Genomic DNA, 12,153 nt, shown 5'->3' on the forward strand with positions numbered 1-12,153 from the left:
TAGTAGCCCAGGGACTCTGGGGAACGGAAACAGCCTGCCAAGTCGTTCTGTCGGGGGTCTATGACCTAGATAAGTGGCGTGGGGCAGGAATGCCTAACCGTGAGGTTAGGAAGCCCGCGCTGTACCCGTAGGGTCAGCGTCGGGAGGATGTCACGTTATACCCTTGTCGGCATGAGTTTTGACGCTGTGGCCCACTCGGCCAGGTGATAGAACAGGGTCAAACCCAGCAGCATTTGGGAGGTTTGTTGTCATGGCTACGTTGCAACCCAAAGTGACCCACCAGCTTTTGGCGGCCTTAGCCCTGTTTGCCTGTCTGGGCTTGTTGCCTGCTTGTGGCGAGAGCAGCAGCAGCACCGTCAGCCCCCCCAGCATCACCCCCACCCCCACCGGCTCATAATTCGGCTGGTTTTTGCATGCCCTTGCAGCGGTTGCCCAAGTTGGTTCAGCTTTGGGCTTTGAGGATCGCGGGGATCTTTTGTCTTTGTCTGCTGGCGGCCTGTGGAGGATCCCCTACCTCGATGGAGCCACCGCGGGCAGGGGAAGTGCCGATTGCCAGCTTCCTGTGCCGGTTGGATCGCCAGACCCGCAGCTTCACGGGGCCTATTTACGCCGAACAGCCCCAGGTTGCTACCTGCAACCCCGGTCGCCTTACGCCTGCAGCAGCCCAAAAGATGATGGATCGGCTGAATTTTCTACGGCTGTTGCACCAGTTACCGCCGGTGAAGCTCAATCCTCAGTTCCTAGAAGCCGCCCAGCAAGCGGCCTTGATGCAGGTAGCCAATGGTACTCTCAGCCACCAGCCGCCCCCTTCTTGGCGCTGCTTTACCCCTGCTGGGGAGGCAGGATCCCGCTTCAGCAACCTGGCGGTTGGGCCCATCCTAGAGCTGAACGGCCCCGATCCAGGCCGGGTGTTGGCGCGGCAGGTGGACATCTATTTTGCCGAGCCAGGTCGAGAAAACTTTGTGGATGTGGGGCATCGCCGCTGGAACCTGTATCCTCAGTACGCCCAGGGGGCCTACGGCATTGTCTTTGACCCACGGGCTGGACGGGTGACCCAGGCCAGCGCCAACTGGATCTTCGGTTTTGACGAGTCGGTGCCAGATCCAGAGTTCATCGCCTTCCCGGAGAAAGACGGCTACCTCTACCGCCTAGAAGGGTTTTCCGGCCAGCCCCTGTCTGCCTACCGCTGGTCTTTCTCGGTGCCCAGCCGTGGCGGCAAGGCTGATCTCAGCCAAGCCCAAGTCCGCATCACCGATGCCCTCAGCGGCGAGCCGGTGCCTGTTGGAGATCTCCGCGTGGGGGATCCCGCCTTTGGCCTGGAAACTTTGACCTACTCCGTGGGTTCGGTTCAGCCCAATCGCAACTACACCTTTGAAATCAGCGGCATTCGCCTCAACGGTGGCCCCCCCCGCACCTATCGCTACACCACCGCTCTCTACGACTGCGATCCCCAAACTTCCCAACGGCCCGCACCCCTCACCGAAGGGCTGGGGATCCCGCCCCGTCTGCTCTGGCAGATGGAGCCTTTCAACTCTTTCAACCCTCTCAACTAGCTTTTCCTCACCCCCAGCCCCTCTTCCCCAGGGGAGAGGGGAGTCTGCTGCTCCTAGAAGCCTGACCTTATGCACAAATTGCAATCAGAAGGTGACAAAATAGCATAACTTGTTACAAAGTGTAACTGCCAATACCAAAGTTAACGGTTCGTCATCGCTAGGGTAGCCAGTGTTCACCCCACGGCAGCGATCATGGCGAACCAATTTGAACGCCTCAAAAGCGAAAAGGATGGGCTGGCGGTCAAGGCCGAGCTGGAGGCGTTTGCCCGGATGGGTTGGGAGAACATTCCTGAAGACGACCGGGATCACCGCCTCAAGTGGCTGGGGATCTTCTTTCGCAAGCGCACCCCAGGTCAGTTCATGCTGCGGCTGCGCCTGCCCAATGGGATCCTAACCAGCGGCCAAATGCGGATGTTGGGCGCAATCATCCACCCCTATGGAGAACAGGGCGTAGCCGACATCACCACCCGGCAGAACCTGCAACTGCGAGGCATCCCCATCGAGGAAATGCCCCAGATCCTGGGCTACCTGAAAGAGGTAGGCCTGACCAGCATCCAGTCGGGCATGGACAACGTGCGCAACATCACGGGATCCCCTCTGGCCGGTATTGACCCGGACGAGCTGATCGACGTGCGCGGTCTCACCCGCAAGGTGCAGGACATGGTTACCAACAATGGCGAGGGCAACCCTTCCTTCAGCAACCTGCCGCGCAAGTTCAACATCGCCATCTGCGGTTGTCGCGACAACTCCGTGCATGCGGAGATCAACGACCTGGCCTTTGTGCCCGCCTTCAAAAATGGCCGCCTGGGCTTCAACGTCCTGGTGGGCGGCTTTTTCTCTGCTCGCCGCTGCGCCGAGGCTATCGGCCTGGATGTCTGGGTGGATCCCCGCGATGTGGTTCCTCTGTGCGAGGCGGTGCTGCTGGTCTACCGGGATCACGGCCTGCGGGCCAACCGACAAAAGGCGCGGTTGATGTGGCTCATTGACGAGTGGGGCCTAGAGAAGTTCCGGGCGGCTGTGGAGCGCCAGACGGGCCACCCTCTGCTCAGGGCAGCGGAAAAAGATGAGGTGGTCTGGCACAAGCGGGATCTGCTGGGGGTGCATGCCCAGAAGCAGCCGGGCCTCAACTTCGTCGGCCTGCATGTGCCGGTGGGGCGGCTCAACGCCCTGGAGATGATGGAGCTGGCCCGCTTGGCGGAGGTGTACGGCTCCGGAGAGCTGCGGCTGACAGTGGAGCAGAACGTGCTCATCCCCAATGTGCCCGACTCCCGAGTGGCCCCGCTCCTCAAAGAGCCGCTCTTGAAGAAGTTCTCCCCCAACCCAGGGCCCTTGCAGCGGGGGTTGGTGTCCTGTACGGGCAACCAGTTCTGCAACTTTGCCCTCATCGAGACCAAAAACCGGGCTGTGGCCTTGATGGAGGAGCTGGAGGCGGAGCTGGAGATCCCCCAAACGGTGCGCATCCACTGGACGGGCTGCCCCAACTCCTGCGGCCAACCCCAAGTAGCCGATATCGGCCTTATGGGCACCACTGCTCGCAAGGACGGCAGGGTGGTGGAGGCCGTGGACATCTACATGGGGGGAGAGGTGGGCAAAGACGCCAAGCTGGGCGAATGCGTGCGCAAAGGGATCCCTTGCGAAGACCTCAAGCCAGTCTTGGTGGAGCTGCTCATTGAACACTTTGGGGCCAGGCCGCGTCAGCATCCGTCCGCCGCCCAGGCTTCTGTTTTGGTAACCCGCTAGCGGTTCTGTTGCCGTCCTGAAAGTTTTTCTTTCTTCGTCGTTGTAAATCTTGGAGGTTTCGATGTCTAAGCTGTTCAGCACTTCCTCTCCCGTCTCCCGTCGGCAATTTTTGGCCGGGGTGGCTGCTCTCACGGCTGGGGCGGCCACGGCTGGGATCCCGCGCGCCCAATCGCAATCCTTGGGCAAAGGCTACTGGGTGGCGCAGGCCGATACTCCCGAAACCACCAGCGCCAAGCTGGGGTTCATCGCTCTAACCGACGCGGCCCCCCTGATCATCGCCAAAGAAAAGGGGTTCTTTGACAAGTACGGCATGAAGGACGTAGAGGTGGTCAAGCAGGCCTCTTGGGGCACCACCCGCGACAACTTGGTGCTGGGATCCGCCGCCGGCGGCATCGATGGGGCACACATCCTCACCCCCATGCCCTACCTCATCACCACCGGCAAAGTTACCGATGGCAAGCCGGTGCCTATGTACATTTTGGCCCGTCTCAATCTGGACGGTCAGTGCATTAGCATTTCCAACCAATATCGGGATTTGCAAATCGGCCTGGATAGTTCCCCCCTCAAGGCCAAGTTTGCCGAGGTCCGAGCTGCCGGCGGGGATCCCAAATGCGCGATGACCTTCCCCGGCGGTACCCACGACATGTGGATGCGCTACTGGCTGGCCGCAGGCGGGATCGATCCCACTAGCGACGTCTCCATCATTGTGGTGCCGCCGCCGCAGATGGTGGCCAATATGAAATCCAGAACCATGGAAGCCTTCTGTGTGGGCGAGCCTTGGAATGCCCAGCTGGTGAACCAAAAAGAGGGGTATACTGCCCTCACCACCGGCGAGCTGTGGAACGGCCACCCGGAAAAGGCCTTTGCCCTGCGGGCCGACTGGGTGGATGCGCACCCGAAAGCCACCCTTGCCCTGTTGAAAGCGGTGCTAGAAGCCCAGATCTGGTGCGACCAGATGGAAAACAAAGAGGAGATGTGTCGCATCATCGGCGACCGCCGCTGGCTGGGGGTGCCTGTGCCCGATATCTTGGGCCGTTCTCGGGGCACTTTTGACTACGGCACCGGCAAGGTCGTTGAAAACAGCCCCCACCTGATGAAGTTCTGGCAGAACTACGCTTCCTACCCCTTCAAGAGCCACGATCTCTGGTTCTTGACCGAAAACATCCGCTGGGGCTATCTGCCTGCCGACACCGATACCAAAGCCTTGGTGGAGCGGGTGAATCGGGAAGAACTCTGGCGAGAAGCTGCCAAAGCCATTGGCCAGGAGGCGGCCATTCCCCCCAGCCCTTCCCGAGGAGTGGAAACCTTCTTCGACGGGGTGCAGTTCGATCCCGAAAATCCTGCCGCCTACCTGGAGAAATTGGCGATTAAGAAGCTGGCCTAATTTCCCAACTTTCCCCAGCAAGTTAGCTGCAAACCCTCTGTCCAGGAGAGAAGGGATCCCCGAATCCCCACAAAGAGTGTTCACCTGAAACCCCTTCTCTCTTGGGATCCTCTTAAGTTGACTTCAACCTTACTCCCAGCAAGCCATGAGGATTTTCCACTCTGCCCTACAGTTGGGCTACCACCTCTTTCGGATCCTGCTTCCCCTACTGGTTGGCCTAGGCCACTGGCTGCTGAAAACCGGCCAAGGTTCTGTTCTTCAGTCCAGTACCGGAATCGGTTCCCCCGCCAGTTCTGCACCTTCTTCTGCTTGGCGGCAAAGAGTCCAAATCCACAAAGCGCTGCGTCGCATTCTGTTGCCCGCTACGGCCATTTTGCTCGTCCTGATTCTCTGGCAAATCATTTACAGCCGCCCCGGAGCCAACTTGCCCACCCCTCTCCAGGTTTGGCAGGACACCTGGGATCCCCTCATTAAAGATCCCTTTTTTGACTATGGCGGCAATGCCAAAGGGCTGTTCTGGCAAATTTGGGCCAGCTTGCGGCGGGTGTTCATTGGGTTTGCCCTGGCCGGCTTGGTGGGGGTTGTGGGCGGCATGATCATCGGGGTCAATCGCTGGCTGTACGAGGCTTTGGATCCCATTTTTCAGGTGCTGCGCACGGTGCCGCCTTTGGCCTGGCTGCCGATTTCTTTGGCTGCCTTTCGAGATGCCAACCCTTCCGCCATTTTCGTAATCTTCATTACGGCCCTCTGGCCCATTTTGATCAACACCGTTGTCGGCGTACAGCAGATCCCACAGGACTACCGCAACGTGGCGAGAATTGTGCGCATGTCGGGCTGGAAGTACTTTTTCAAAATCGTTTTCCCGGCAACTGTACCCTACATTTTTACCGGCTTGCGCATTGGGGTGGGCTTGTCTTGGCTGGCCATTGTGGCGGCGGAGATGTTGATTGGCGGTGTGGGCATCGGGTTCTTCATCTGGGATGCCTGGAATAGCTCCCGCATCAGCGAAATCATTCTGGCTTTGATCTATGTCGGGATGGTGGGTCTTCTGCTGGATCGGATCACGGCTTGGATTGGCTCGCTGGTGGTGGCTGAGGATCGCTAAATGAGCTTGGCCGAGTTTTAGATTGGTTGCTGACAATTTCTCCATGCTCTCAGAAATCATCTCAGGGGAATCATGAAGACCCAGCCTTACATTGAAGTGGATCATGTCGACAAGGAATTTCTCCTCGACAACGGAGAGGTCTATCCTGTCCTGAAAGACATCCACCTGGAGATCCAAAAAGGGGAATTTGTCTCGCTAATTGGCCACTCTGGCTGTGGCAAATCGACCCTGCTCAACATCATTGCTGGCCTGGAAAAGCCTTCCCGCGGAGGCATTCTCCTGGAGGGCCGACAGGTTACAGATCCCGGCCCGGATCGGATGGTGGTGTTTCAGAACTATTCCCTGCTGCCCTGGCTGACCGTGCGGGAGAACGTTGCCCTGGCCGTGGACGAGGTGCTGGGATCCCTTCCCAAAGCAGAGCGAAGCCGGATTGTGGAAGAGCACATCCGCCAGGTGGGGTTGCAGGGGGCAGCCGATAAACGCCCGGCGCATCTGTCAGGAGGGATGAAACAGCGGGTGGCCATTGCCCGAGCCTTGGCCATTCGTCCGCGGGTGCTGCTGTTGGATGAGCCCTTTGGCGCTCTGGATGCCTTGACGCGCGGCAACCTGCAGGAGCAACTGATGGAGATTGCCCAGGCGGAGCAGCTCACCTGTGTCATGGTTACCCACGATGTGGATGAGGCGCTGCTGCTTTCGGATCGGGTGGTAATGATGACCAATGGCCCGGAGGCCCGCATTGGCCAGATTTTGCGGATCCCTTTTCCTCGACCCCGCCATCGTTTGGAAGTGGTGCGTCACCCCGACTACTACAGCCTGCGGGGAGAGATGATCTACTTTCTCAACCAGCAAAAGCGGGCTCGCCAAAAAACGCCTGTTCGCGTGGCCATTGCCAAACACGGCCTGGAGAAGGTCAATTTGGAGGTTGGCTTTGTGCCCCTCAACGACTGCGCCCCGCTGGTGGTGGCGCAGGAAAAAGGCCTGTTTCAAAAGTACGGCCTGGAGCAGGTCACCCTGGTGCGGGAGCCAGGCTGGAAGACCATCTGGGAAGGGATCCGCTCCGGTCGGCTGGACGCGGCCATGGTGGTGGCCGGGATCCCGTTGGCTTCCACCTTGGGAGTAGGGGGAGTTCCGGTGCCTTTGATTACCGCGCTAACCCTCTCCCGCGGCGGCAACGCCATTACCTTTGGGCGCAGACTTTTGGAGCGAGGCGTTCAAAGCCTGGCGGATTTTCGCCAATACCTCAACCACACCCCCGACACAGTCCACACCCTGGGAGTGGTTCATCCGGCTTCCATGCAAAACTTCCTGTTGCGGCACTGGCTGGCCGGTGGGGGGGTGGATCCGGATCGGGACGTTACGTTGACGGTGATCCCGCCGCCGCAGATGGTGGCCCATCTCAAGGCCGGCAACATCGATGGCTACTGCGTCGGCGAGCCCTGGAACTCCCGCGCTGTGCGGGAACAGTTGGGATTTATCGTCACCACCACTCCCGAAATCTTGCCCAGCCACATTGAAAAAGTGCTGACAGTGCGCCAGGATTGGGCGCAAAACTACCCCCGTACCCATGTAGCTCTGGTCAAGGCACTACTGGAGGCTTGTCACTACTGCGATCAGCCGCAGCACCGTTCTGAGATCTTGGAGTGGCTGGCTCAGCCCCAGTATGTGGGCGTGGCCCTGGAGGATCTGCAGCCGGGGTGGACGGGTATTCTGCAGCGGGGAATTGCCGATGAATCCCAAGCCCTCACCGGTTTTCACCAGTTTGCCAACGGGCGCAACACCTGTCCGGAAAGATTGGAACACCTCTGGATCCTGACGCAGATGGCTCGCTGGGGCCTCTGCCCTTTTCCCCGCAATTGGGTTTCGGTTCTCGACCAAGTTCTGGACAGCGAAACCTACGCCCTAGCCGCCAGAGAACTGGGCCTTCCGGATCGGGCCCACGACCGCGGAGCTTTACTCTTTGGCGATGGATCCCGCTTTGACGGAGAGGATCCCGTTGCCTACCTGGAGTCGGTGGCCATCCGGCAGGATCTGAAGCTGCAGGAGTACCGGCTCAGCGAAGTTTAGCTTTTGTTACCTTAGCCCCTCAATTGGAAAACACCATGATGACCAGTTCTCGCCTATCTTCCTCACCGCTATCTTCTGCATCTCCGGTTGCAGGACTGCCCCTTCTTTGTCTTCAGAATGTGGGCAAGACCTACTTCACCTCAGCAGGGCCCTTCGTTGCGCTGGAAAATATCAATCTGGAAGTGGCCGCCGGTGAGTTTGTTTGCATTATTGGCCACTCGGGTTGTGGCAAATCCACCTTGATCAACATGGTGGCGGGTTTTTCGACTCCCACTTCGGGATCCATTACCCTCAAGGGCCAGCCCATCACCTCCCCAGGGCCAGATCGGATGATGGTGTTTCAACATTATTCCCTTTTGCCCTGGCTGACTGCCTTTGAAAATATTTATCTGGTGGTGGATCAGGTTTACCCAAACAAATCCCGGCGGGAGAAAAGGGAAATCGTTGAAGAACACCTAGAATTGGTAGGTTTGGCGGAAGCAGCCCACAAGCGGCCCAAGCAGCTTTCTGGAGGCATGAAGCAAAGGGTTGCCATTGCCCGCGCTCTTGCCGTTCGTCCAGAAGTTTTGCTGTTGGATGAGCCTTTTGGGGCCTTGGATGCCATTACCAAGGAAGATCTACAAGATGAGCTGCTGGCCATTTGGCGGGATCACCGCTGCACAGTTTTGATGATTACCCACGACATCGACGAGGCTCTCTACTTGTCAGACCGTGTGGTGATGATGACCAACGGCCCCGCTGCCCATATCGGCGAGATCTTGACCATTCCCTTCGAGCGACCGCGCATCCGCTCCCGCATTATGGAAATGCCCGAGTTCTACGAATTGCGCAACCGCGCCCTTGACTTCCTCTATCGCCGCTTTGCCCATGGAGGGGATTGAGCTAGGGTTCAAAATACTTGGAGAGGGAAGTTGATGGCCACTGCTCCGGTTCAGGTAGTTCCAACCGATCTCCCAATGGAGGAGCGGGTCTTGCCCTGCCCAAAACCCTTGCCGACTATCTGGCCAATCCGGTTGCCCAAACCGAATGGGTGGATGGCTGCATTGTAGAGAAAGTGGGGCAAACCTTAGGGCATGCCAAGATCCAAACCCGACTTCTCATCCGTTGGGCCGGTTATGTCGAACATCAGCAATTGGGAGGCATGGTTTTGGTGGAGGCTCCCTGCCAAACGACAGGCAAAGTCAGAAGACCTGATGTTGCCTACCTGTCTCCAGATTTAATCCAGCAATTTGGAGAGGATATTGCCACGCTGCTGCAGAGCTATCCTCTGGTTGAGGAGATCTTCTCTCCAACCGACTGTGGAGAAGATATTTTCCTAAAAGCCCAAGAGTATCTCAGCTCCGATGTACTGGAAGTCTGGCTGATTTTTCCCAGAAGCAAATACGTTTTTATCCAAACTCAAGATGGCCATCTTTGGCTAGCTGAACAGGACACTGACAAGAGCTAGGTTGTATGACCTGGCTTGGAGATCCAAGTTGCCGCTCTTCTCAGCTAAGGGATCCAAAATGCGAGAGAATTGGGCGTTTAATAGGGATCCCCACTCATGGTGACCGCGATGGAGTCGGAAAAAGCTGTCATCAAAACCCTATGTCCCTATTGCGGTGTGGGATGTGGATTGGAGGCGGTTTCGACAGCCTCAGGTGACTGGAAAATAAGAGGCGACCGGGATCATCCTTCCAGCTTGGGGATGGTCTGTGTAAAGGGGGCCACGATCCTGGAGGCAGTTGGTCGGGATCGGCTGCTCTATCCCCTGTTTCGGGAGAGCTTGGGCCAGCCCTTTCGTCGCATTTCTTGGGATCAGGCTTTTGAGGAGATGGTTTCTCGGCTGCGCCGCCTCAAAGACAACCCCCACTCCATAGCCATGTATGGATCGGGGCAGTTGCTCACTGAAGACTATTACGTTGCTCAAAAGCTGATGAAAGGCTGTCTGGGCACCAATAATTTTGACACCAACTCGCGCCTGTGCATGTCCTCGGCTGTCTCAGCCTACACCCAATCCCTGGGATCCGATGGCCCCCCCTGCTGCTACGAGGATCTCGATCTCTGCAATCTGGCTTTTCTGGTGGGCACCAACACCGCCGAGTGCCATCCCATTCTTTTTAATCGCCTGAAGAAGCGGCACAGGACCGGATCCCCCCTCAAAATGGTGGTCGTGGATCCCCGGCGCACTCAGACAGCAGAAGCTGCCGATCTCCACTTAAAAATTCGCCCCGGTACGGATATCGATCTTTTCAATGGGATTGCCCATTTGTTGTTAAAGTGGGGATCCATTGCTGCTGATTTTATCGAGGGCTCCACCCAAGGTTTTGCTGAATATGCAGCTTTGCTGGCCGATTATGAACCGCAGATTGTGGCCCAGCGCTGCGGAATTGCCACCGAGGATTTGATCGAAGCAGCCAAGCTTTGGCAGGGATCCCAAAGGGTTCTCTCCCTTTGGTCGATGGGCCTAAACCAGTCCAGCGAGGGCACCGCCAAGATCACCAGCCTAATCAATCTCCATCTCCTAACTGGGCAAATTGGCCGACCGGGGACCGGCCCCTTTTCCTTGACCGGCCAGCCCAATGCCATGGGCGGTCGAGAGGCAGGGGGGTTATCTCATCTGCTGCCGGGATATCGGCTGGTGAGCCATCCCCAGCATCGGGCAGAGGTGGAGCAGGCTTGGGGTTTGCCCAGCGGTTCCCTCTCTCCCTGCCCAGGGCTGAGGGCCACCGAGATGATTGCCGCTCTGGAGACGGGATCCCTGCAGTTCTTTTGGATTGTGGCCACTAATCCTTTGGTGAGCTTTCCGGATCTGGAACGGGTCAAAAAAGCCCTGAAAAAGTCTCCCTTTACTGTTTACCAAGAGGCTTATTACCCTACGGAAACGGCAGAATATGCCCATTTGCTTTTGCCTGCCTGTCAGTGGAGCGAGAAAACCGGGGTGATGACCAACTCCGAGCGCAGGGTTACCCTTTGTCAAGCCTTTCGAGACCCCCCTGGCGAAGCCCGACCCGATTGGGAGATCTTTGCTGAAGTGGGGCGCAGGTTGGGCTTTGAAGCGCAATTTTTCTTCCAAACCGCGGCAGAGGTTTATGCAGAATTTGCCGCCCTTACCGCAAATCGCCTCTGCGATCACTCCGGCCTCAGCCATGCCCTTTTGGCAGAACAAGGCCCTCAGCAATGGCCTTATCCCAAAGAAAGAACCTCGGCCCCTAAGTCCACTCGCCTCTACACAGATTGGCGTTTCCCGACCCCCGATGGCCGCGCCCGCTTTATCCCCCACCATTCCCGTGGCCTGGCAGAGCCGCCGGATCCCCAGTTTCCCTACGTATTAACCACGGGCAGGCTTTACGGCCATTGGCACACCCAAACCCGCACCGGCAGGATTGAAAAAATCAAGCAAATGCACCCCCAACCCTTTATGGAGATCCATCCTCGCGATGCGGAAAAACTGGGCATCCAAGATGGAGATTGGGTTCAAGTGCGTTCTGCCCGCGGACGGGCCTATTTCCCGGCCAAGATAACTGCCAACATTGCTCCCGGTACGCTATTTGTACCCATGCACTGGGGATCCCTCTGGGCAGAACAAGCTGAGTGTAATGCCCTCACCCATGACATCAGTTGCCCTGATTCCGGACAGCCGGAATTAAAAGCCTGTGCCGTTGCTCTTGAGAAAGCCGACCCACCGCTCAAGCAATCCCCTCAACTCTAGATTTGGTTCCTAATCGAGGTTCCCATGACTCTGTTTCAGTTTGAGCAAGATTTTGCCGACTCTCTGCGATGCATCCCCATGACCTTGCGCCTAAAGCTGGATTTGTGCGGGATCAAGCTCAAGCTCCATCAATGGGCCAAGTTTTCCTTAGAAGAGCGGCGGAAGTGTGTTGATTGGCCCTCTGAATCTCCACAGGATCTAGAAGAACTCCGCAACCATCTGCGCCATTTGGTTCGCTCCATCTGCCACGAGGAGGCGCAAGAGATTCCCATTGACCCCCAGCCTGAATGGCAAAATCCCAACCAGATCCCAATGGCTGTCCAACAAAAAGCTCAAGACCTGGGGATCCGGCTTGCCCTCGATTTCTGGAGAAACTTGCACGATATCCAGAGATTTGCCTTGCTGAAGTTGAGCCGATCCCATCACGAAAACAAAAATTTCTTGCCCGCTCTGCGAGAGTTTGGCCTGAAGATGGCGAGGGATGGTGATTGCAGTTACTCTGAATCTATTTGAGAGAGATAGTCTGATACATTTACGCTGAACACTGCTGAACATCACTGTTCAACTATGCAGCGATAGCATTCTGTTTGTTTCCAAACAGAATGGCGGTATCCCG

General features: G+C 57.4%; 10 protein-coding genes. All 10 read left to right on the forward strand.

Annotated elements, in window-relative coordinates; translation table 11 throughout:
* Nucleotides 1–250: 250 nt before the first annotated feature.
* The 10 genes from ACVW0C_RS13755 (at nucleotide 251) to ACVW0C_RS13800 (ending at nucleotide 12,050) form a co-directional block, all read left to right on the forward strand.
* Entirely contained in the window at nucleotides 251–397 is a 147-nt protein-coding gene (locus ACVW0C_RS13755) for a hypothetical protein (RefSeq protein ID WP_187147246.1), read from the forward strand.
* Between the two features lie 16 nt (nucleotides 398–413).
* Nucleotides 414–1,553 (forward strand): CAP domain-containing protein, encoded by a 1,140-nt coding sequence (locus ACVW0C_RS13760; RefSeq protein WP_457385971.1) that lies wholly within the window; start codon nucleotides 414–416, stop codon nucleotides 1,551–1,553.
* A 192-nt stretch (nucleotides 1,554–1,745) separates the two neighbouring features.
* Nucleotides 1,746–3,293 carry a ferredoxin--nitrite reductase gene (locus ACVW0C_RS13765; RefSeq protein ID WP_457385972.1) on the forward strand — a complete coding sequence of 516 codons (1,548 nt, stop codon included), beginning with the start codon at nucleotides 1,746–1,748 and terminating at the stop codon, nucleotides 3,291–3,293.
* A 61-nt stretch (nucleotides 3,294–3,354) separates the two neighbouring features.
* Nucleotides 3,355–4,677, forward strand: a complete 1,323-nt coding sequence (locus ACVW0C_RS13770) for a CmpA/NrtA family ABC transporter substrate-binding protein (RefSeq protein ID WP_457385974.1) — start codon at nucleotides 3,355–3,357, stop codon at nucleotides 4,675–4,677.
* 145 nt (nucleotides 4,678–4,822) lie between these two features.
* Complete coding sequence (ntrB, locus tag ACVW0C_RS13775) at nucleotides 4,823–5,782, forward strand: nitrate ABC transporter permease (RefSeq protein ID WP_011431708.1); 960 nt, start codon at nucleotides 4,823–4,825, stop codon at nucleotides 5,780–5,782.
* Between the two features lie 72 nt (nucleotides 5,783–5,854).
* Nucleotides 5,855–7,846: a nitrate ABC transporter ATP-binding protein gene (locus ACVW0C_RS13780; RefSeq protein WP_457385976.1), complete on the forward strand. Its 1,992-nt coding sequence runs from the start codon at nucleotides 5,855–5,857 to the stop codon at nucleotides 7,844–7,846.
* Nucleotides 7,847–7,884: 38 nt separating this feature from the next.
* Nucleotides 7,885–8,727, forward strand: a complete 843-nt coding sequence (locus ACVW0C_RS13785; RefSeq protein WP_457385979.1) for an ABC transporter ATP-binding protein — start codon at nucleotides 7,885–7,887, stop codon at nucleotides 8,725–8,727.
* A gap of 17 nt (nucleotides 8,728–8,744) precedes the next feature.
* Nucleotides 8,745–9,293, forward strand: coding sequence for a Uma2 family endonuclease (locus ACVW0C_RS13790; protein ID WP_457385978.1), 549 nt, complete (start codon nucleotides 8,745–8,747; stop codon nucleotides 9,291–9,293).
* 108 nt (nucleotides 9,294–9,401) lie between these two features.
* Entirely contained in the window at nucleotides 9,402–11,537 is a 2,136-nt protein-coding gene (locus ACVW0C_RS13795) for a molybdopterin oxidoreductase family protein (RefSeq protein WP_457385981.1), read from the forward strand.
* A gap of 24 nt (nucleotides 11,538–11,561) precedes the next feature.
* Nucleotides 11,562–12,050 (forward strand): nitrate reductase associated protein, encoded by a 489-nt coding sequence (locus tag ACVW0C_RS13800; RefSeq protein ID WP_414357823.1) that lies wholly within the window; start codon nucleotides 11,562–11,564, stop codon nucleotides 12,048–12,050.
* Nucleotides 12,051–12,153: the final 103 nt, after the last annotated feature.

The sequence above is a fragment of the Thermostichus sp. OS-CIW-26 genome, assembly GCF_054058395.1.